A 21533-nucleotide genomic window follows, 5' to 3' on the forward strand; every position below is an offset into this window, starting at 1 on the left:
AACCACGCGGTCGGATGATTCACCCTTCCCTGTCATCCTCAAACCTCATTTTGGCCACGGAGCGTCGACGGAGGCGTACTCTCAGCGCTGTCCTCCGAGGATCATTGACAGGAAGCGGTAGCGCACATGGCGCGAGTGTCGCGACATCCGATCACGGAGCCCCGGTCGTTGTTCGAGCGCGACCGGGAACTTGACGGACTGGAAGCCGCGTTGTCGGACCTCCGTGGCGCTGCCGACGGTACGTCCCGCGCGGGGCAGGGCAGGGTGCTGGCCTTCACCGGTCCTGGCGGGATGGGCAAGACCAGGCTCCTCGCGGAGGCGCGCGCCCGGGCCGTCGCGCACGGGTTCACCGTGTTCTCCGGCAGGGGCGGCGAGAACGAACAGGAGCTGGCGTTCCACGTCGTGCGCCAGCTCGTTCAGCCCGCCCTGGCGGCCATGGATCAGCAGCAGCTCCGTACCTTCCTGGGCAGCTGGTACGACATCGTCGCCGTGGCGCTCGGACTGGAAGCGACGGACACCGGCCAGATGCCGGACCCCACGGGAGTACGTGACGGACTCGACTGGGTCATGACCCGGCTGACGGTGATGAACGCTCCGGTGGTCCTGCTCCTGGACGACCTGCACTGGGCCGACGTCGAGTCGCTCAGCTGGCTCACCGCCTTCGCCGCGCGGGCCGAGGACCTGCCCCTGCTCATCGTCGTCGCCTACCGGCCCAACGAACTGCCGCCCGAGGCCGCCCCCTTCCGCGCGCTCGTGACAGGTCAGGCGACCCACCCCTACTCGCTGGCACCGCTGAGCCGTGACGCCGTGGCGCGGATCGTTCGGCAGGAAGTGGGGGAGGCGGCCGACAAGCAGTTCTGCAGAGAATGCTGGGAAGTCACCGGCGGCAGCCCGTTCGAGACCGTCGAACTCGCCATCAGGCTCGGCGAGCGCGAACTGATAGGCGCTCCCCATGAGCTGCCGGTCATGCGGGAGCTCGCGGCGGCGGTCAAAGGGCCGGGCCTCATCGAGCGCCTGGGACGGCTCAGCACGAGCACCGTCCACTTCGCCGAGGCCGGGGCCGTGCTGGGTGCGCCGTTCCGGCCGGACATCGCCGCCACCATCGCGTGCGTCGGCAGCGAGCAGGCGGTCGAAGCGACCGAACAGCTGCGCGCCGTCCGCATCCTCGCCGAGGGCCACGCGCCAGGCGGGGCATTGGAGTTCGTACACCCGCTGATCGCCACCACGATCTACCGGTCGATCCGCCCTCCGTTCCGGGCCGGCATGCACAACGCCGCCGCCGTCGCGATCCGCGCGGCCGGCCTCGGCCCCACCGCTGCGGCCCGGCATCTGCTGGAGGTGCCCTGCGAAGGCAACGCCGAGGCGGTCGCCTGCCTGTGGGAGGCCGCCCGCGAATACTTGCGCGCCGGTGCCCCGGAGGCCGCCCGCAGGCTGCTCGCCCGAGCGCTGCAGGAGCCGCCCGACCCGGAGGAGCGCGCCGCGCTCCTGCACGACCTCGCCTGCTCCACCTTCCTGATCGAGCCGACGGCCACGGTCAGCCATCTTCGGGGGGCGCTCACCGAGCCGGACATCGACCCGGGCCTGCGTGCCTCCATCGTCTACCGGCTGACCCAGGCGCTGGCCCACACGGACCAGATGGCGGAGGCCGCGGCGGTGGCCGAACAGGAAGCGCGTCAGGCCACCAACGCGAGGGTCAAGCTGCGCATGCAGGCGGATCACTTCGTGTGGAGCATGTTCCGGGCCGACGAACCCGACTCCCCCGCCCGCTCACGCAAGCTGACACGGCTCGCCGAACGGCTCGCCGGCCGGGGCCTGGAGGAGCGTTACATCCTGGGTCTGCGGGGCTGGGACGCCCTGGTACGCGGCGAGCCGCGGCACACCGCCCTCACCTGCGCCGAGGAAGCCCTGCGCGGCGGGATGAGCTGGACCGAGGAGAACCGCGGGTTCGAGGTCCCCGTCTCGGTGGCCCTGGTGTTCATGTACGGCGACCAGCCGGGACGCGCCGAGGAACTGTTCACCAAGGGCATGGCCGAGTGCGCGCGCAAGGGCTGGCGCGGCTCTCACCTGGCCGTCGGCCAGACCCTGTTCGGCTACATCCGTTACCGCCGGGGCCTGCTGACCGAGGCGGAGCACTGGGTGCGGGAGGGCCTGCGCACCGCCGAGCGCGTGGAGGGCGCCGTGCCCGCCCAATGGTTCGCCATCGGCATTCTCATCCAGACCCTGCTCGCCCGCGGCCGCATCGCCGACGCCCGCGCGGTCGCCGACTCGTACCGGTACGGCGACGTCGTCCCGAACGCCGTCATCTACCCGGACCCCCGCACGGTCTACTCCGAACTGCTCGTCGCCGAGGGCCAGCACGTCGAGGCGGAGCGTCTGCTGAGCGCCGTCGGGGACCGGCTGGAGGCGCGAGCCTGGCGCAACCCCGCCTGGTGTCCGTGGCAGCTGCACCTGGCGTACGCCGTCGCGCCGTCCGCGCCGGACCGGGCGGTGCGGCTCGCGCGGGACGCCGTCAAGCGGGCCCGCGACTTCGGGGCGGCCTCCGCGATCGGCCAGGCACTGCACACCGAGGCCGAGGTGACCGGCGGGACGGCCGCGCTGGACCTGTACGCCGAGGCGGTCGCCGAACTCCAGCGGTCGCCGGCGGCGTACGAACTGGCCCGTGCGCTGGTCGGTCACGGCGCCGCGCTGTCCCGCAACGGCCGGGTGCAGGAGGCCGCCGACCGGCTGTACCAGGGTCTGGAGGGCGCCGTGCACTGCGGTGCGGAGGCCCTGGCGCGGCGCGCCCGGGACGAGCTCTCGGCCGCCGGTCTGCGGCCCCTGCCGCTGCGCTACGCCCAGACGGACACCCTCACGGCCCCGGAGCGCCGGGCCGCTGAGCTGACCGCGCTGGGCAAGCCGGTGGCGGTCGTGGCGAAGGAACTGCAGCTCACCGAGCAGGGGGTGCGGCAGTTGCTGTCCCTGGTGTACCGCAAGGTGGGGACGGACGCGGCGGGGCTGGCGCGCGCTTTGGAGACTTTCCCGCGGCCTCGTCCGTCGGGGTCGTGAGCGTCTTCCCGTACGTGCGCCCCCGGAGTGTCCGGGTACGGCTAGGTACCCCGCGTGCAGCGGCCCGTCGGGCTGGTCGCCGGGGGGCGGCACTGGAGGGCGAAGTCGTCCGGGCTGGTGCTCAGGTAGCGGCCCATGCAGGCATTCGCCGTGGTGCGGCCACGTGCGGCGCAGAAGGTCAGCGCCGCCCTGCCGTCGGCGAACGGGCCCGGGGCGTAGATCACCCAGTAGCCCGGGCGGAGTGAGGCGTAGTCGTCGCTGCGGAGGAAGACGGCCTCGGGCACGGTCTCGCGGATCCGGGCCAGGCGCTGGTCGCGGGCGGCGGTGCCCGAGGAGATGGGCTCGGAGTACAGCTGGGCGATCCAGCGGCCGCCTTCGACCGGGGCGGGCGGCGGCTCGGAAGACACCGTCGGAGTGGGTGTCGGCGTGGGTGTGGGCGTGGGTGTCGCGCTGGGCGACGGCTGCGGGCTCGGCGAGGTCGCGGCGTCGGTCGGCGCCGACGAAATACCCGCCCCGGAGCTGCCCTGCGCCCCCACGCCCTGCTGGTCGTCCTTCTTCCCGTCGTCGGGGCCGCGCAGGCTGAGGACGAGTGCGGTGACCGCGCCGACAGCCAGCAGGGCGGTGACGGCGACGAGGGCCGCTCTCCGGCCACGGGGCGGGCGCCCGGGACGCGGGGTGTCCAGCTGCGTCGGTGACGGCGTCGGTGCCGGTCCGGGTGCCGGAGCCGGCATCGGCGTCATCGTTCGCGTCGGCTGGGCCCAGTGCGGAGCGTTGCCGGACTCGACCTGGGCCAGCATCGCGTCCAACTGCTCGGCACCGGGGCGTGCCGCCGGGTCACGTACGAGGAGGGACTGCAGGACGGGAGCGAGCGGCCCGGAGCGGACGGGCGGGGGCACCGGGTCGTCGAGGACCGCGGCCAGCGTGGCGAGGGTCGACTCGCGGCGCAGAGGGCTGACGCCCTCCACGCAGACGTACAGGACGAGCCCGAGAGACCACAGGTCGGCCGCGGGATCGTCGCCGTGGCCGCGGACGCGCTCGGGCGCCATGTACTCGGGCGAGCCGACGAGTTCACCGGTGACCGTCAGCGCGGTGGCGCCCTGGAGGGCGGCGATGCCGAAGTCGGTGAGGACGGCGGTGCCGTCGGGGCGGAGCAGCACGTTGGCGGGCTTGACGTCGCGGTGCTGGATGCCGGCCGCGTGCGCCGCGCGCAGCCCGGAGAGCACCTGACGGCCGATACGAGCCGCCTCCACCGGACTGAAGGGGCCGTCGCCGAGCCGTTGTTGCAGCGAGACGCCCGGGACCAGCTCCATCACGATCCACGGATGGGGATCGGCCTCGATGATCTGATGGACGGTCACCACGTACGGGTTGCTGAGCCGGGCCAGTGCCCTCGCCTCGCGCATGACCCGTTCCCGTACGGCCTCGGAGGTCTCGGCGTCCGGCCGCACCGCCTTGAGGGCGACCTCGCGGTGCAGCACCGTGTCCCGGGCCCGCCAGACCGTGCCCATACCCCCGCTGCCGAGCCGCTCGATCAGCTCGAAGCGCCCGTCGATCACGTCCCCCGGTGCGTTCACCCGCCATAGGTTAGGGCAGGAAACGGGGCGGACGGGGGTCAGGTCCTCGATCCGCACTCAGGGGTGAAGATCGGCCGAGATCCGCCGGAGCGGGATCCGCGGGCCGGCGCCGCCCCCCCTACGTTGCCACCAGTGCTCTGTGCCGTCCGGCAGAGCAACCCCTCGCAGAGTTCCCCTGGACATCACAAGAACCGACGAAGGCACCGACGAAGGCACCGCCGAGAGCACCGACCGAAACACCAGCGCAAGCGCGACCGGTAACACCGACGAGAGCGCCAACCAGAACACCGGCGAAGGCACGACCGGGAGCACCGTCGTCCGCGCCTCGGACGCCGCTCGGCGCGGCCCCCTCTCCCGCCGTGGCTTCCTGCAGGCCACCGCCACGGTGACGGCGCGCGCCGACGTCGGCGCGCCGGGCGTGGCCGCCGCCTCCGGTAGAACCGTCCTCTCCTTCACCACCGCCTCGGGCGGTTCCGCGGCCCTCTCCCCGACCGGTGACCGGCTCGTCGCGGAGGTGCAGGGCGTGCTCTGGTCCGTCCCGCGTGGCGGCGGCACCGCTGTGCCGGTCACGGCGGCGGGCCTCGAACCGACGCGGCCCCAGTTCTCGCCCGACGACAGCCCTCTCGTCGTCTGCGCCTACCGCGGCGGAGGCTTCCACCTGTGGACGCCGCGCCCCGACGGCACCGGGCCGCGGCAGCTCGCCGACGGCCCGTGGGACGACCCGGGACGACGGCCCGTGGGACGACCCGGGACGACGGCCCGTGGGACGACCCGGGGCCCGGCCTGGTCGCCGCACGGCACCCGGTCGCGTTCGCCTCCGAGCGCGGCGCCGCCGCGGCGGCGGACTGGCTCGAGGTCGGCCGCCTGATGCGGCGCGAGGGCTGCTGTGATCCGGGGAGTGGGGCCTGAGATCGGGCAGGATGGCCGCGCCCAAGGCGTCGACTTCCGGATTTCAGTGGCGTGGAGGGTTCCTGCGCGGCCTGATGACGGCGTTGGGCAGGCTGGGCGCGGGGAGGCGGTCGCCCGGGTAGCCCTCGACGGCGCCGAAGCGGTCGGAGGACGCCTCCCAGGCCTGCCGGGCCTGGACGATGTCCTCGTGGCTGCGGCCGACGAAGTTCCACCACATGACGATCTCCTCGTCGAACGGGGGGCCGCCGAGCAGGACCGTCCGGGCGGGGCTGTCCGACTCGTTCACCAGCGTCAGGGCCTCGGTCCCGGGGTGGACGTAGCCCAGTTCCGCCGGGCTCAGCCGGGTGTCGGCCAGGCGGACGTCCCCGCTGTCGACGAGGAGGCCGTGCTCGAAGCCGGCGTCCACGGCCAGGGTGATCTCCGCGTGCGGCGCGAGGGTGATCTCGGCGCCGAGCAACGGCGAGAACGTCGGCACCGGGGAGGTGTCCCCGGCGAGTGAGCCGAGGAAGACCCTGATCTCGGCGCCGTCGATCCGTACGGGCTCGGGCGCGTAGTGCTGGAAGTCGCGTTCGGCGTTCCGGTGCTCCTCGGGCAGCGCCACCCACAGCTGGACGCCGTGGAGGACGGTGGTGCGCGGGGTGGAGACCTCCGAGTGGGCGATGCCGTGTCCGCCGGTCATCAGGTTCAGCTCACCGGGCCGTACGAAGGCGTGGCTGCCGAGACTGTCACGGTGCTCGATCTCCCCGCTGAACAGCCAGCTCACCGTCTGCAGCCCGGTGTGCGGATGGGGGGCGACGTCCATGCCGCCCGTCAGGGAGACGTCGTCCGGGCCGTAGTGGTCGGCGAAGCACCAGGCACCGATCAGCGACCGGGCGCGCTGGGGCAGCGTCCGCCGTACCGGCATCGCCCGGGGCCCGCCCAGGGGCACCTCGCGCGGGGAGAGTACGTCGACCCGAGGCACCTCGGCCGGCCGCGTGTCATCGAGCGGCGCGCCGCACCTCACTGCCGAGGGTTCGGCTTCCACGTTGCTCACCACGACCACCTTCCGCCCACTTCGTTCGTTCTCACACCGGATCGTCGTCTCCACCGACGACCGGGCGATCGGCGGTCCGGTCCGGTGCCCACAGCTCCGCCGCGCCCGTGCGGCCGCACGCGGTCGGGCCGCGCGAGCCGGTGCTGTGCGAGTCGCTGCTGTGCGACCAGCCACCGCCTCTTTTCCGCCATGCTCGAAGTGTAGTCAAGTTGAATTTTCACCTAGCTCGTGGCCCCGCCCGAGGGTCGGCACGGGCCGACTCCTCCGGCCGGGAGTCCCCCCGGCCGGCCTTCGCCAGGCACGGCAGGGCAGCGCCCGACCGCCGACCGTGAAAGCGCTTGTACGACCTCGTGGCGCCGCACTACCGTCCCGACGTGGATCTCTTCTCACGCTCGTGGACGGCGTTGCGCACGGCGGTCGCCCAGCTGTATCGCCTTGTGAGGTGGGGGACGCGGCCGGCGGGTGGAAGGCTCGGAGCAAGCGGCCGACGCCATCGGCTCGTCGCATGACTCACACAGGAGTGGCTGGACGGACAAGTGCCTGCGCGACGTGGCGGCGCAGCGGGCCAGGGGCACCCTGGATGCGCTCGCCTCACGGGCCGGGCGGCCGAAGGCGGACCCGAGGACAAGGAGATCGCCCGGCTGAAGGCAGAGACGGCCCGGCTGAAGGCTGAGCCGAGCAAGGCCCGCACCGTGCTGGAGGTGCACGAAGAACTCTCCGTGCTACTCGACCAGCTCGCCACGTACAACGCCCCGTCCCAGAACGGCGAGAAGAAGAACAAGTGACCCCGGCAGACTCTGCGGCCGGCACCTTCTGAGGCCTCGCCGTTTCAAGCGCTCGACCATCCGCCGGCTGTCTTTCAGTCGTTCGGTCTGCTGGTGAATCAACTGGCGTCGTTCGCCGTCCTGCCGGACGTGAGCCTGGTGATGCTCTGGCGGAGGCGGCGGGTGTCCAGCGACGCCACCGAGGTAGCGGCCTGGAGATGCGCTTCGAAGCAGGCGTGGTACGGCCGGAGCGCCACGGCGAGGTCGGGATGGGACTCGGCGAACTCGGTCAGGTCGGCAAGGTCCCTGGTGGCGGCGCTGGAGAGTCGGCTGAGGTCGCCGAGCTGTTCGAGGAGCTCGCCGAGACGACCGGCCGCGGCGGCTCCGGCCAGCCCCAGGGTCAGATGGCGGGGCGAGCGCGGTGGGTGGCTGAGGAGACGCTCCACCGCCAGGGTCTGGTGACGTTTGCGCCATGGGGTGGCGGGCAGCCAGCTCAGGGCGCGGGAGACCGACGGGGCGTCCGCGACCAGTGGCTCCCGGGCCGGCGGACCACCGAGGTTCCGTACGCCGAAACCGAACGTCGACAGAGCCTGGCAGGCATGGCCCACTTCCCACCACATGGTCCGGTCGTCGAGGACGATCTCGCGGGACAGCAGGGAGACGATCCGGTCATTGACGGCCGACGCGACGGCACCGGCGTGCTGAGGCTGCAGCCGGGCCGCCAGCCGCAGCAACAGCACCCCTGAGGGCAGGGCGACGTGCTCCACCACCCTCGCCCAGCCGACCTCCTTGAGCGCGTCGAACACCATTGGTGCCCCCACATTGTCGTCGAGGCTGGTCAGGAGGCCAGCGAGGCCAATGGCCGGTTCCAGGTCGGCGATCACGCCCAGCCGGAGCCGCCGTTCCAGCTTGGTGTGGTCGATCTTCGGCACCAGTTCGAGCACCCAGCGCCGCTCCCACAGCGCCATGGTGCGCAGAATGTCCCGGATGACCCGCGGGCTGGAGACGGTGGTGATGATGAGCTTCTTCAGCTCATACGTCGTTGTGGTCCAGTCCGCGTTGAGCGCCTGGCTGGGTCCGACCCCGATGCGCGCGAGGTGAAGCGCCGCCATGTACTGCTCGGACGGGTTTTGCAGCAACTGCAGTTCCTCGGTGAAGATCTTCATCAGCACCGCTTCGCCGGTGAGCCCTTGGTAGACGGGCTCTCCCAGTCCCGCGATGTCCTCGAGGGCCGCGAGCAGCCCGGCCGCCGCCACCGGGTTCTGGTACATCTCGCTGCGGGCCCGCCAGGCCAGACGCGACTCCTCCGTCGAGTGGACGGTGCGCATCGTGAGTTCGCCATACTTGGTGAGCAGACGGCCGACGAAACCCCGGTCGACATGGTCGAGAATGCGCAGCAGCTGGGTGAACTCCCCGCCGGTCCGCACCGAGTCGAGCCGGTCCACCCAGACATCCGGCCGACCGATGATCTTGCTCGTCTTCTGCAGGAGGGCCGCCCCGGAGATCCCCTCGGTGTGCCGCATCGTGCGGGCGATTTCCCGGCAGGCCTCAGCGACCGGGATGGTCGGCGCGTTGGCCAAACGCTGCGCCAGTTCGCGGACATCGAACGTCCGGGCGTACCGGCGGGGGGCATTGGGGTAGAGGGCGCGGGCCAGCCGGTGGAACTCTGCCTGTGCGTCCGGGGGATACCAGACGCTCATGCCCGCCAGCAGATCGTCGATACCGACCTTCTCTCGCAAGCTCTCCAGGAAGCTCGCACCCAGCTCGGGATCGACTCCGAGCCGTAGGGCGAGCCGCGGACCCCATACCCGGCGGGACGTGGTGAGCGCCTGCGTGACGATGTCGACCATGAGATCCAGGCAGGTCGCGCGGAACGAGACCTGCGCCTCCCACAAGCCCTTCACCACGTGGTACTTCACGGAGGGACGCGGATCGCTGTGCAGCCAGTCGACCACGGTCTGCTCGCCGAATGCGTCGCCCAGCCGCTGCGCGAAGGTCTTGCCGTGCTGGTGGTAAGGATCTTCCACCGCATACGTCACGGACAGCAGCATCCCCGCCGCCCTGGGGTCGTTCCTCGCCGCCTGGGCCAGGTTCCTGACGAACTCCTCGTCGGGTACGAGGTCGGCAGCACTGCGCACCGGTCCTCGAGTGGGGGCCGACAGCAGCAGGCAGGCGCACCAGGCGTGCAGGCTCTGCACGACACGCAGGAGTTCGACGGTCTCCATCGGCGAGGCGCGGCGCAGCAAGGCACGGAGCGCGTCCAGATAGCGGCCCCGGTCCCAACGGGTGTCCACGGCCCGTTTGAAGATCTCGTTGCGGTGCATGCCCGAGGTTCGCCGCAGTTCCTGCAGCGCGGTGATGACGTCGCGGGGGCTGCTGTGGTCCAGGGCCGGCTGGAGGAGGTGCTGGTACTCGTCGATCATCTCCGCCCACTCGGTCCGCTCCACCTGACGGCGCAGCATCATCCCGGCGAGCATCACAGCGAATCCGTCCTCCGCCTTCACCCGGTACTCAACCAGTGACTCCGGACCCGGTTCCTGGTCGACCGGGTGGTATCCGGCGGCGTCCTCGTAGTGGACGTCGGTGTCCTCTGCCACGCGCCGCCACAGTCGGCGTTGCAGCCTCAGGGCCTGCAGCACCAGGAAGTAGTCGGCGGCCCGGGTGGGACTCAGATCGGTGACGACCTCCGCGACCCGTTTGACGATGATCTCGTTCAGATGGGCGCTCTGGAACCACTCGATCAGACTGAGCAGGTGCAGGCGTTCCTGAGTGGTGCCCTCGCCGCTGCTGACGGCGACGTTCACTTGGACCTTGAGCCATGGGGCGACCTCGTTGAGGTGGAGCCGGCCAGTGGACATGGCCTGCCGGATCCCGCGGATGACGTGCACCAGGTCGTGCAACCGCAGGGGGGAAGGGTCCTCCTTGAGCCGCTGGGTCAACTGCAGGACGAAGTCGTCGGTCATCCCCTCATCGAGCGAGGTGCCGAGCGCAGTCAGGCAGCGGGCCAGTTCGGCCGTCTGCGCTCGCTGGAGCCAGTCGTGGAGCGCGCCGCCGGCGCGGGTGCGGTCGAGGAGTTCCGCCGCCACCTGGGCGCGGTACAGCCGGGCGCCGAGCAACCACGGCACGACCTCGCGGGGGGCCTCGCGCATCAGCGTCTCAACCTGGGGCAGCACCAGTTCGACGACTTTCTCCCGCACCCGTCCCTCACCCGCGAGGGGAACCAGGTCGGGCGCGTCGAGGTCCTCCTCGATCTGCAGTACCCGTCGCAGGATCCGCTCGCTGTCCTCGACGCTCGCGATCCTCGCCAGGTCCTGCCCGGCGAGGTACTCGATACCGAGGACCCGCCGCTCGTCATCGGTGAGGTCGGTGAGGGGCTCCTCGGGAACCCCCGCATGGATCAACGAGGTCGCCGCGGCCCGGGCCACCGCCTCCTGCTCCCGAAGGCCGAGTCCGTCGAAGCAGGCGAGGACGGGGTCGTCGCCTCCGCCGGTGCGCATCTTCCTGATGAGCACTCCGGGATCCCGGGTGCCGTCCTCCCGTTCGACCTCCGCCAGCCCTGCCCGGCGGTCCAGAGTGCCGGGGTGAGCGCGGTCCGCCCGCTCGACGAAGGCCTTCAGGCGAGGCTTGCCCACGAGGGACGGGACGATGTCGATGTTCTCCGTCTTCCACTCATTGGCGGCGGAGAGGTCGTACTCGAGAACGGCAAGTACGCTCGCCCGGACGGATTCCGACACCATGGGCAGCAGGGCGCCCACCGCATTGTTGCCGCCCTGGAGCGGCAGGAGACCATCCAGGATCAGCAGGAAGGGCCTGGTCCCGTCGTGCTCCAGCAGAGCGGTCGCGTGGTGGCAGGCCTCGATCAACGGGTCACGGTCGGTCAGTTCGCCGTGCCGGGACCGGATCGCCTGCACCTGCCAGCCCTGGCCCCGCAGCTCTTCGGCCAGCAGCCGGGCTATGGTGGTCTTCCCGCTGCGCGCGGTGCCGCCGACGACGGCCAGGCGCCTGCCCTTCGCGGCCCGCTTCCGGGCGGCGGGCTGCTTTCTGACCGCGTCCTTTGCGGTGCCGTGCGCACCGATCGGTCCGGACTGTTTCGGCTTCTCCCCGTGGAAGAACTTCAGAAGCTCGTCGACCTCGTTCATCGGGATGTCACCGGACCGTGGCCCCAGCGGGTCGGGCGCCCAGCCCAGGCGGGCCAGCTCCTCAGTGCGGCGGGCGCGCTTCCAGTCGGCCCAGCGCTCGCCCCACACGGCGGTGGCGGCAGCGTCCAGGGTCGGCTCGGCGGGCACGTCGGCGGGGTACGTCCGTCGGTCTCCCGGGCCGGCCAAAACCCAGCCGTTCTCAGTGGGAGCGAGGACGGTGGTGACGCCCACCTTTTCAAGCGCCTCCACCCGGCCGGACAGCTCCGCCGCCGGCATAGACGCGAAGCTCTGCCCCTCCGTCCGGGCGCCGACGGCCAGGACGTCCGGACAGGGTAGTCCGGTGGCCTCCGCGAGGATGTCGAGTGCATAGCCGAGCCCGATCGCGGGGTCCTCGGCGGGTTGCGACGCGGGCCACATCCCGGCCGGCAGTGGTGGTCTCCCGACTGGGCCGGCGGCTCCGAACGTCCCGAGCAGCCCCGCCACCGCCTCCCACACCGCCATGAGGTGCGGGCCGGCCCACTCCAGGGACCTGACCCACCCGGGCGAACCGGCCGGGAACGGACCGTCCGAGGCCGCTCCCGTCAGCGCCGCCGCGGTCGGTTCGCCGGTCAGGGTGATCGCGAGGCGTCCCCCGGGCGCCTCGAACACCGCCGCGTGCGCCGGACCCCTCCGGGAGCCCGCTCCGTCATACCCGTCCTCCTGTGGGAAGGTCGCGGGGCATTGGGCCCACAACGTCGCAAGCTGCTCCAGTACTTCCATGGACAGCTCATTGACGACGCGGCGCATCGTGCCGGGCGTCCCCGCTGAGCCGTCCGGGTCCGGCGACTCCGCCGTGGCGTCATAGACGTCACCGTCGAAGTAGGCGTCGGCGACGAGGGCGAGGCCGCTTTTCTCGGCCACGGTCAGCCAGTCGGGCAGGGAGGCGACTACGGCGGCGGCGTCCGGCCCGTTCAGCAGTCTGCCGATCCAGCCGCCTTCGAGGTCGAACTCACCCAGTGCGGCAATGAGTTCCGACTCGCCGATGTCCTGGGTGGCTGCCTGGTTCAGCAGCAGGAGGAGTCCGGCCAGCCGATCGCGGACGAACGCGCTGCCGGGCGTACGAGCCGCGGAGTGCGGCGCTGTTGTCATCCGGGTTACCTCCCTGGTGCCGTTACCGCGACCTACCTGACGCGAGGCTCTGACCGGCGCGGGCGCGCAGCAGGGCGAGCGCGCCGGACGTCGCCACGACCAGGCCGTCGGGGCCGTGCGAACACATGCCGGCCGGCAGTCCGTCGAGCGGCCAACGGGCCCCGAGCCCGTCGACGGCACTGTAGGTGTCCAGCCAACTGCCGTCCCGGTCGCCACCGGCGACCGCGAACCAATCGGCCGTCAGGAGGACGGCCCGTACGGCGTTTCCGAGCGGTCGCACGGAGCCCGCGAGCGGGGCGGCGCCCCCCACGAAGGTGCAGGCGCCACCGGCGTCCACGATCACCGCCGTTGCGCCGTCGGCCGAGGCCACCAGGCGCACGGGATTCGGGCACAGTGCCACCCTCTTGGGATTGGCCGGACCGGCCGGGGCCCACCGGTGGATCACTCCGTCGAGGGTGGCCGCCCAGACGACTGGATCCTCCCGCCGGCCAGCCATGGCCAGGGCGACGACAGGCTTCCGGAAAACCTCGACACTCACCGGATCGGCACCGGAGGTGGACAACACCTCGACGGCCCGGCCGTCGGCCAGGGCGAGCAGGCCGGCCGGGTGGGACGCGGAGGGACCGGGCAGCTCACCGGATCCCTTCCGCAGCACCTGGCCGACGTCGGCGGCGTCCCGCGTACATCGGAGCACGGAGCCGTCCGTGAGGACAAGCAGCGCGCACGCACCGTCGGCGTCCCCGGCGGCCTCGGTTTCCTCTGCGTTCCCGGTCTCCGAGAACGCGTGCAGGTCCCTGAGCGGTCCGACGCCGGACCGCGACGCCACCTGCTCGCCGCTGGCGCCGTCCCACCAGACCAGCGTGCCGTCGTCGTGCGCGGTGATGAGGGAGCCAGGCCCGGGTTCCCCTGCCGCCGACACGCGCGTGGTCGTATGGCGGTCACGGACTCCCGGGTTCGCCCAGAGCACCTCCAGTGACCCGCAGGGCGCGATGACGGGCACGGCCGCGCGGGCGAGATCGGTGAGCCCCCTCCGGGTGGCCGTGAGTGCGAGGGCAAACCGCCGTTGCTGCGGCGTCCCGCGCCGAGGCTGGGTGTTCCATACGGCGGTACGGGCTGCCTGGTCCGGGCCGCGCAGGGCGCGGACCGTTCGTGTCATGGTGGAGCGGGGCAGCGCGAGCAGGAAGTCAGGGTCGTCCAGGAGGAATTGCATACCGCTGGTCGGATCGACCGCGGCGGCCGCGAGGACGGCGAGCAGGTGTGGCGGGGCGTTGTCCCAGCCTTGGTCGGCCACGCGGAGTTCGTCGAGCAGGTGGCGCAGCACGGTACGGCGGGGCGCCTGCCCGCCGGCGGGCGGCGGGTGGCGGGTGGCGTGGCCGCCATGCACCGTGGACGTCCCCCGCGTCCCCCGGTCCCGGTTCCCTGCCGGGGGCGTCCCGCCGCACGAGGAGGGTCCCGCAGGCAGGCAGGCAGGCCGCCAGCTCCCGCGGCGACAACGGGGTGGGCACAGAAGTGCCGACCAAACGTGAAGCGACGGCGGCCCAGGTCCGCGCGTCGAGGAAAAGGTCGTCGCCGAAGGAGCACAGCACGGTCAGGGTGTCCGCCACCGCTGCGCCGGTCCGCGGGAAGAGCTCCTGCAGCGTGCGGCGGAGCAGGCCGTCGAGCCGGGCGACGGCGGCCTCGCAGGCGCGTTCCAGAGAGCCGGTGCCCTCTCGGACCAGGACGTCCGCCGCGGCGACGGCCGCGGCGAAACAGCCGCCGCAGATCGCCTCCAGGGCGGCGACGGCACCTTCGGAGACGTGCCCGCCGTAGGCGAGTCGGGTCCGCAGATAGGTGCCCACGGACGAGGCCCCCTGGTGCGCCGGATCGTCCAGATCGAGGATAAGGCGTGCGGGCCGGTCGGGCAGCTGACGAGCGGCACCCACCACCACCCGGACGGCCGGCAGCGCGGCCAGCGACTCGACCAGTTCGGTGAGTACGGCGGCGGACTCCTTAGCCTCGTCCAGGTGGTCGACGACAATGCCGCGGACGGCCCCTGAGCCGGGACGCCTGAGCTCGGCCAGCAGGCCGGGGACGCTTGCGGCGGTGAGCCCCAGCGACCTGGCGATGTCGGCGACCAGCCGGTCGGCCGTACGGCCGCGGACGTCGACCGCGGCCAGGATCAGGTCGTCGGTCGGAAGGACGCCGTGCCGGGCCACTACGGGGAGCGCGGCGCGCAGTTCGGCGGTCGCCGTGGTGACGACGCGGCCCAGGACCGCGGTCTTGCCGCTGCCGTGCGAGCCGGTCAGCCACAGCGGAGGGGCCGTTCCGGTCCCGGTCAGGTGATCAAGAACGGTGCGCAGCGCGGCTTCGCGGCCGGTGAAGTACCAGCCGGGCGCCGCGTCGTTGACCACGCCACGGGAGACCCAGCCCCAGCCGGGAGGAAGCCAGGCCGGCGGCTCGGGCGGCATGTAGCGGGGGTTGGGCAGCGCCCGGCAGCGCGGATCGCCGTGACCGGCCACGGTCCGGGCCTTCTGATGGGTGCGACTCAGGGCATCCTGCACGGACTCCATCACCTGGGTCAGGTCCAGGTGCGGTTGGTCGGTGGAGGGGGCGGTGGCGTCGCGCAGAGCGGTGGTGAAGGCCCGGGAGAAGACAGTTTCCAGGGCCTTCTCGGACCGCCGCGCCGCCGCCACGACCCACAGGTCCAGCTGGTCGTCAATGGTCTGGTAGGGCGCCTGCGCGATGGTGTCCAGCAGGGCCTGCTCGCCACCGGGGGCGGCACCGCACGCGTCCAGGATCAGCAGGACCTGGGCGAGATCTCCGCGCTGCCGCAACGCCCTGATAAAACTAGCCGGTTTGGTGACGGCCCCGGGGTCCGTGTTCTGCTGGTCATCGGGGGCCTCGTATTCCGTAGGCGCCAGTACCCAGTCCGTTCCCAGCTCGAAGCCATGGCCCGTGGCGTAGATGACTAGGGTCGCCGTTCGCGCGCCCGTGTAATCGGCGGCGCCTTTACTCCAGGCGAACAGGGCATCCCGGAGGTCGCTGTGGGAAAGCGCGTCTCCGTCGCCGTCCACGCCGGGGAACAACTCGGTCAGCCCGAGCGCGCCGAGACCCGCGCGGACGGCTCGGACCTCCTCCGGCACCTTCTCGAGGTTCGCGAACGACCCGCCGTACACGGGGCGCCCGGAAATACAGAAGTACCCCGCCTGCCTAGCGCTCTCAGCCAAGTGTCACCTTCACCGACCGGGCGGTGTGGACATTCTTCAGGTAAGCGGTGACGTCATGGGCGGTGCCACGGGAGTTGGACGCCGGTAGGTCTTGAATCTTCCCGGCGAACAGGCCGTGCAGTTCCTTGACTGAGGCGACGACATCCTCCTTCGCGGCGACGTTGACCCAGGTGGCGATGCCGGTGGGCCAGGGAGCCTGACACGCGTCGACGAACGGATGCAGTTCACGCAACACCGGACGCAGCCCCAGCGGGGAGCCGAGGGTGATCAGGGTCGTTGCTGAAGTCGCCGTGTGGGATCTCAACCAGTCGTAGGCGACCACGCTCCCCAGCGAGTGGGCGATCACCAGACGGGGCCGGGACTCCATGGCGGCGCTGAACTCGGCGCGGACCGCCTTCTTGAAGTCGTCGTCCCGCAGATAGCGGGCCACCTGCTTGACGAAGCCGATGATCCCGGCGGCCGTGCCGCCGAAGAACTTGCGCGACTGGAGAACGCGGATCGCCCACTGCACGCTCTGCGGGGCGTATCCCGCCTTGCCCGCCGCCTCGTGTGACGGGTCCTCGACCGCTTCGGCCAGCGCGACCAGGAGATCCTCCTCGACTCCCGGCCGCAGGTCGCCGATCACGTACTGCCAGGCGGCACCGGCCTTCCCGTCGTTGTACAGGTGTCCGTAGAACGCGCACTCCATGGTGAGATCCTCGGCCCCCGCAAACCTGACATTTCGCAGGCCCTCGCGCAGAGCGGCCAGCCAAGAATCGTGCATCTCGTCACGGCTCGATCTGTTGGCGAAAATGCCATGCACTGCGACTACGTCTGCCATGAAAACACCCCCGCTTCGTCTCCACGCAAGTCCCTCACCCACAACGATACGATGGATGCCCGTTTCGTCCGTACGGCATGATCGTGCACGGTCTGCGACGCGGTGCCACAGGTCGCCGAATGCACTGACGCAATGCCATGAGGGATCGAGGCTTGCCGTGATTATGGCAGGCGAGACGGCATCACAGCCTCCTTCTTACTCAATGAAGGACTCTGCTCGGAATATTGGAGACCCAGGCACGCCACCATGATCATTTTCCCTGCTCGGGCCGGTTCGAAAGTCGACGGCCGTACGTGAGACGCCTGTGTCCAGCCGTGCCCCCTTCGGTGCAGCCCCCCGCCCTGACCGCGCAGGTGACGCGGGCGAGCAACTCCCGGGGTAGGGCGGCAATGTGGCTACGCGACCGGTTTAACGGGTGTAGGCGGCGAGGACTTCGCCGCCTGGTACCCGCGTGACGGACGGCCGGGGTTCTCGCCCGCCCAACTCGCCACCGTGTGCGCCCTACAGTTCCTCGACAATCTGTGCGACCGGCGGGCGGCCGAGGCGGTGCGCTGCCGCATCGACTTCCAGCACGTCCTGGGACTGGAGTTGGATGCCCCAGGCTTCCACAAGAACATGCTGTCCGACTTCCGCAACCGCCTCGCCCAGGACGACCGGTCCGACCGCAGTCGAGGACTTGAAGCACTGCGCCGGATAATGGTGTAGCACTTCCTGGTCGACGCCCGCGGCCGATTGCGGCCGCGCACCGAGCGCTACGGCCAGCCGCCCGCGAATGTCCGGATCAAATCGCCCCACGAGTTCCAGGCCCACTATGTGCGCCGGGATGACGGCGCTGGACCGGCCACCTCGCGCACGTGACCGAGACCTTCGTATCAGTCGACGCCCTCTTTCTCAGACGTCCTGGCACGCCATTCGCGCCGGAAGCGGCTCTGCGGCAGCTCACCGGGGGACCTCCGCCGACGCCTGGGCGGTAACCCCAACTTGAGGGAGACCTGGGCTCGAGAGGTGCTGGCACTCCCGGATTGCACGCCGGGACTCGTGCATGCCCTGCTGACCTGAACTGCCCTCGCCCTCGGAAGCGCCTGCCACGGAACCCCGCACACCGCCGTCGCGTCGACCGTCCTCGCTGCACTCGGCGACAACGACGACGCGTGGTCCCGCTTCGCCACCAGCCCGGCGTCCTGCTCCGGTCCGACGGGCATGGTTGCGGCTCGGAGACGTCCTGGATGCCGCAGCGAAGGGAGAGGATCTTCTCCCAGACCCCTCGCGACACGACCCGAGACCAACCAGGATCAGCGCTCTTACCTGCACAGATACTGTCCTCGACAGGTGCGCAACATGATCGAATCCCGCTCGGGCGGAAGAGGTCGTGGGTTCAAATCCCGTCACCCGACCGCACCGGGGAACGTGCCGCTCACGGGCTGATCACGCGCGGGCGGATGGACATGGCTGCGGCCGGGATTCGACGCTGTGATTCCGTCATGCGTCAGCCAAGGAAGCTCAGCCGGACCTGACGGTTGTGGTTATCCCTGTTTGTATCCACCAGGCAAACCGACTGCCACGTCCCCAGCTCCAGCCGCCCGCCCACCACCGGCAGCGTCGCGTGGGGCGGGACGATCGCCGGGAGGACGTGGTCGCGGCCGTGGCCGGGGCTGCCGTGGCGGTGCTGCCAGCGGTCGTCGGCGGGGAGGAGGGTGTGCAGCGCGGCGAGGAGGTCGGCGTCGCTGCCGGCGCCTGTCTCGATGATCGCGATGCCGGCCGTCGCGTGCGGGACGAAGACGTTGAGCAGGCCGTCGCGGCCCGCGGCCACCTCGCTCAAGAAGGACTCGCAGTCACGGGTGAGGTCGACGACCGTCTCGTCGGAGCCGGAAGCGACCTGGAGCACTCGGGTGGTGAACGCGTCTGACATGCCTTCCATCCTGACTCATGCCCCGGAGCCGATGCCCGGCCGGCCGCCCGGAAGCCGATGCGAAGGGTCCAGTGGGCGAGACGCCCGTTGACCGGGGACATGCCATCTGGCCACGTTCAGCGGCCTGTTGCGTTCAGCTCTGCTCACCACGCGCGGTCACATCGACCTGCTGCGGGTGGCCTCCGCCGCGTGTCGCCGCGGCCACTGACGCTGACGCGTTCTTCCTTCCACGCTCCCTTCGCGCTTCCCCCTTGCGCCTTTCGCGTCCTGACCGTACGCCCGGGTGTCCGTGTGTCCGTGTGTCCGTGTGTCCACGGGGTCGGGGGGTCCGACGGGTGAACTGATCGGGTCGTGAGCGGGAGCGCACAGGCGTCCGCCACGCACCACCACCGTTCAGCTGCCGTACACCCGGCATCGCCCCGGCGCCTTGAGCCCTCGGTTCCTTGGCGCGTTGGCGCCGTGCGTGCGCGGGGGGGGGCGCGCGTGCCGTGGGGCGCGTGCGGTGACACCGTCTCCCCATACCGCCGTATCCCCATACCGCCGTTATCCCCATACCGCCGTAGCACCGTCTCACCCCACCGCTCTGGAGCAGCCATGAGCATCAGCCATGCCCCACCCCACTCGCCCGAACCCGATATCTCTCCTCCATCGGCCGGCCCGTCGGCATCGCACGTCAAGGGCGCCGCCGCCCCCGACGCCGACCCTCGCCTCGAACGTCTCCTCCCCAGCTCCTCCCACCGCACCCGCGTCCCCCGCTGGCTCCGCTGCACCACCGGCCCTCTCCTCCTGCTCGCGCTGTGGCAACTGCTCAACTCCACGGGCGTGCTGACCGCCGACGTGCTCGCCTCGCCCGGGCGTATCGCCGAGGTCGCCGCGGACCTGGTCGCCGATCGACGGGCCCGGCTCGTCCCGGGGTAAGCGGCCCGGGGGAAGATCCACGGCCCTCGCGCTGTTCGTAGAAGCGTGAACAGCACGCGCGAGGTCGAGGTAGTCGTCATAGGCGCCGGCCAGGCAGGTCTGGCCGGCGCCTATCACCTGCGGCGGACCGGGTTCGAGCCGGACCGTGACTTCGTGGTGCTGGACCACTCCCCCGGGCCGGGCGGCGCCTGGCAGTTCCGGTGGCCCTCACTGACGTACGGCAAGGTGCACGGGATGCACGCGCTGCCGGGGATGGAGCTGACCGGCGCGGATCCGGCGCGGCCGTCGTCGGAGGTGATCCCGGAGTACTTCACGGCGTACGAGCGGGAGTTCGACCTGCGGGTGCGTCGGCCCGTCGACGTACGGGCCGTCCGGGAGGGCCCGGGCGGGCGGCTGCTCGTCGAGACGTCCGACGGTGACTGGGCCACGCGGGCGCTGATCAACGCGACGGGGACCTGGGACCGGCCGTTCTGGCCGCGCTATCCGGGCCAGGAGACCTTTCGCGGACGGCAGGTGCACACCGCCCAGTACCCGGGGCCCGAGGCGTTCGCGGGGCAGCGGGTGGTCGTGGTGGGCGGCGGCGCCTCCGGTACCCAGCACCTGCTGGAGATCGCACCGTACGCGGCCGCGACCACCTGGGTGACCCGCCGGCCGCCGGTCTTCCGGGAGGGGCCGTTCGACGAGAACGCCGGGCGCGCGGCGGTCGCCCTCGTGGAGGAGCGGGTACGGCAGGGGCTGCCGCCGAGGAGTGTGGTGTCCGTGACGGGGCTGCCGCTGAACGACGCCGTCCGGCAGGGCCTGGCCGACGGGGTGCTGGACCGGCAGCCGATGTTCGACCGGATCACTCCGGACGGTGTGGACTGGAACGACGGGCGGCACGTGGACGCCGACGTCATCCTGTGGGCGACCGGCTTCCGGCCCGCCATCGAGCACCTGGCACCGCTGCGGCTGCGGGAGCCGGGCGGCGGCATCCGGGTCGACGGGACGCGTGCGGTGGCCGATCCGCGTGTCCACCTCGTCGGCTATGGTCCGTCGGCCAGCACCATCGGTGCGAACCGGGCGGGACGGGCGGCGGTACGGGAGATCAGACAACTGCTGGCGCAGGCGCAGGGCCGGGCGGCCGCCGCGTGACGGGCCGCTGATACCGGACACCACGCCGCCCGACCGGGGCGGACCGGTCATGGTGATGCCTCGACTCACCGTGACGGCGACGTGCTCGGGCTTCTGTGCTGGGCGTTGAACTCGGCGACGTTGCGCTGGTGCTGTGCGTAGTCGTCCGTGAAACGGGTGTCGCCCGGCTTGACCGTGATGAAGTACAGCCAGTTGCCCGGGGTCGGGTTGATCGCGGCGCGCATGGCCTCTGCACCGGGGTTGTCGATGGGCGTGGGCGGCAGACCCATGCGCTGGTACGAGTTGTAGGGGTTGTTGATGCGCGTGTCGCTCAGCGTCGTCCTGAGCGTGTGGCGGTTGAGGGCGTAGTTGATGGTCGAGTCCATCTGCAGCGGCATGCCGCGCTCCAGCCGGTTGAAGATGACCCGCGCCACCTTCCCCATGTCGGCCTTGTCGGCGGCCTCGGCCTGCACGATGCTGGCGATGGTGACCGCCTGGTAGACGTTCATGGCGTTGCGCTGCGCGCCGGCGGCGATCGGTGCCCCGTTGAACTTCTTGTTGGCGGTGTCGACCATCGTCGCCAGCAACTGCTCCGGCGTTGCCTTCTCCGGCACCGGATACGTCGCCGGGAAGAGGAAGCCCTCCGGGTTGCCCTCGGCGTCGTTCGGCAGTTTGAGGTGGGCTCGGGGGACGGCCTTCTTCGTCGTACCGGAAGGCAGGGCGAGGGCCTTGTCGACGGCGGCGTACACCTGACCGGCGCGCCAGCCCTCCGGGATCACCAAAGTGGCGGCGGGCTTCGCCGGTTTCTCCTCGCCTTTGAGCATCAGCAGCGGCACCGCCACGGCGGTGCCGGCCACGACGGCTCCGGTCACGACGAGGGCGGCGCGGCCCCGGCGCGTCAGTCGAATCGTGCGAGTCGTGCTCCGTGGTGGAGTGTTCGTCTGCATGCGGGCACGGTAACCCGCATATCGCTACAAA

13 protein-coding genes and 2 pseudogenes are annotated in these 21533 nt (G+C 71.3%); 7 read left to right on the top strand and 8 right to left on the bottom strand.

Annotated elements, in window-relative coordinates; genetic code table 11:
- Window positions 1-126: 126 nt before the first annotated feature.
- Window positions 127-3045 carry an ATP-binding protein gene (locus IPT68_RS04795; RefSeq protein ID WP_189697297.1) on the top strand — a complete coding sequence of 973 codons (2919 nt, stop codon included), beginning with the start codon at window positions 127-129 and terminating at the stop codon, window positions 3043-3045.
- A gap of 41 nt (window positions 3046-3086) precedes the next feature.
- Here IPT68_RS04795 and IPT68_RS04800 read toward each other — a convergent pair whose 3' ends face one another.
- Entirely contained in the window at window positions 3087-4619 is a 1533-nt protein-coding gene (locus tag IPT68_RS04800; protein ID WP_189697296.1) for a serine/threonine-protein kinase, read from the bottom strand.
- A gap of 367 nt (window positions 4620-4986) precedes the next feature.
- On the opposite strand from IPT68_RS04800, the pseudogene IPT68_RS04805 reads away from it, so the two are divergent.
- A pseudogene (locus IPT68_RS04805) lies at window positions 4987-5447 on the top strand (TolB family protein); the annotation flags it as partial.
- Between the two features lie 124 nt (window positions 5448-5571).
- Here the strand turns inward: IPT68_RS04805 and IPT68_RS04810 are convergent.
- Window positions 5572-6561, bottom strand: coding sequence for a pirin family protein (locus IPT68_RS04810; RefSeq protein ID WP_189697295.1), 990 nt, complete (start codon window positions 6559-6561; stop codon window positions 5572-5574).
- A 536-nt stretch (window positions 6562-7097) separates the two neighbouring features.
- Between IPT68_RS04810 and IPT68_RS04815 the strand changes: the two genes are divergently transcribed.
- Window positions 7098-7346: a hypothetical protein gene (locus IPT68_RS04815; RefSeq protein ID WP_189697294.1), complete on the top strand. Its 249-nt coding sequence runs from the start codon at window positions 7098-7100 to the stop codon at window positions 7344-7346.
- Window positions 7347-7444: 98 nt separating this feature from the next.
- Here IPT68_RS04815 and IPT68_RS04820 read toward each other — a convergent pair whose 3' ends face one another.
- Genes IPT68_RS04820 through IPT68_RS04835 form a run of 4 tightly spaced genes read right to left on the bottom strand, consistent with a single transcriptional unit; the run spans window position 7445 to window position 16486 of the window.
- Window positions 7445-12592, bottom strand: coding sequence for a hypothetical protein (locus IPT68_RS04820; RefSeq protein ID WP_189697293.1), 5148 nt, complete (start codon window positions 12590-12592; stop codon window positions 7445-7447).
- 22 nt (window positions 12593-12614) lie between these two features.
- A complete protein-coding gene (locus IPT68_RS04825; RefSeq protein WP_189697292.1) occupies window positions 12615-13883 on the bottom strand; it encodes a hypothetical protein in 1269 nt (422 codons plus the stop codon).
- Complete coding sequence (locus IPT68_RS04830; protein WP_189697291.1) at window positions 13777-15798, bottom strand: ATP-binding protein; 2022 nt, start codon at window positions 15796-15798, stop codon at window positions 13777-13779. Before IPT68_RS04830 ends, IPT68_RS04825 begins: the two co-directional genes overlap by 107 nt.
- Window positions 15791-16486: a hypothetical protein gene (locus IPT68_RS04835; protein ID WP_189697290.1), complete on the bottom strand. Its 696-nt coding sequence runs from the start codon at window positions 16484-16486 to the stop codon at window positions 15791-15793. Before IPT68_RS04835 ends, IPT68_RS04830 begins: the two co-directional genes overlap by 8 nt.
- A gap of 624 nt (window positions 16487-17110) precedes the next feature.
- On the opposite strand from IPT68_RS04835, the gene IPT68_RS04840 reads away from it, so the two are divergent.
- Window positions 17111-17323: a transposase gene (locus tag IPT68_RS04840; RefSeq protein ID WP_189697289.1), complete on the top strand. Its 213-nt coding sequence runs from the start codon at window positions 17111-17113 to the stop codon at window positions 17321-17323.
- 781 nt (window positions 17324-18104) lie between these two features.
- Here the strand turns inward: IPT68_RS04840 and IPT68_RS04845 are convergent.
- Complete coding sequence (locus IPT68_RS04845; RefSeq protein ID WP_189697288.1) at window positions 18105-18527, bottom strand: secondary thiamine-phosphate synthase enzyme YjbQ; 423 nt, start codon at window positions 18525-18527, stop codon at window positions 18105-18107.
- A gap of 127 nt (window positions 18528-18654) precedes the next feature.
- Here IPT68_RS04845 and IPT68_RS34940 point away from each other — a divergent pair, with 127 nt between their 5' ends.
- From IPT68_RS34940 to IPT68_RS04855, 3 genes and pseudogenes are all read left to right on the top strand, one after another.
- Complete coding sequence (locus IPT68_RS34940) at window positions 18655-18735, top strand: putative leader peptide (protein ID WP_373300526.1); 81 nt, start codon at window positions 18655-18657, stop codon at window positions 18733-18735.
- Window positions 18736-19121: 386 nt separating this feature from the next.
- A pseudogene (locus IPT68_RS04850) lies at window positions 19122-19418 on the top strand (ABC transporter permease); the annotation flags it as partial.
- A gap of 72 nt (window positions 19419-19490) precedes the next feature.
- Complete coding sequence (locus IPT68_RS04855) at window positions 19491-20576, top strand: NAD(P)-binding domain-containing protein (RefSeq protein WP_189697287.1); 1086 nt, start codon at window positions 19491-19493, stop codon at window positions 20574-20576.
- A gap of 65 nt (window positions 20577-20641) precedes the next feature.
- On the opposite strand, the gene mltG is transcribed toward IPT68_RS04855, so the two are convergent.
- The gene (gene mltG, locus IPT68_RS04860; RefSeq protein WP_189697286.1) at window positions 20642-21502 is read right to left on the bottom strand and encodes an endolytic transglycosylase MltG; all 861 of its coding nucleotides are present in this window, start codon (window positions 21500-21502) and stop codon (window positions 20642-20644) included.
- Window positions 21503-21533 lie beyond the last annotated feature (31 nt).

The sequence above is a fragment of the Streptomyces chromofuscus genome (assembly GCF_015160875.1).
GTDB lineage: Bacteria > Actinomycetota > Actinomycetes > Streptomycetales > Streptomycetaceae > Streptomyces > Streptomyces chromofuscus.

Excerpts from the sequence above, each read along its gene's own strand:
- IPT68_RS04795 (WP_189697297.1), top strand. The coding sequence starts at position 127 with ATGGCGCGAGTGTCGCGACATCCGATCACGGAGCCCCGGTCGTTGTTC.
- IPT68_RS04820 (WP_189697293.1), bottom strand. The coding sequence starts at position 12,592 with ATGACAACAGCGCCGCACTCCGCGGCTCGTACGCCCGGCAGCGCGTTC.
- IPT68_RS04835 (WP_189697290.1), bottom strand. The coding sequence starts at position 16,486 with ATGGAGTGCGCGTTCTACGGACACCTGTACAACGACGGGAAGGCCGGT.
- IPT68_RS04845 (WP_189697288.1), bottom strand. The coding sequence starts at position 18,527 with ATGTCAGACGCGTTCACCACCCGAGTGCTCCAGGTCGCTTCCGGCTCC.
- mltG (WP_189697286.1), bottom strand. The coding sequence starts at position 21,502 with ATGCAGACGAACACTCCACCACGGAGCACGACTCGCACGATTCGACTG.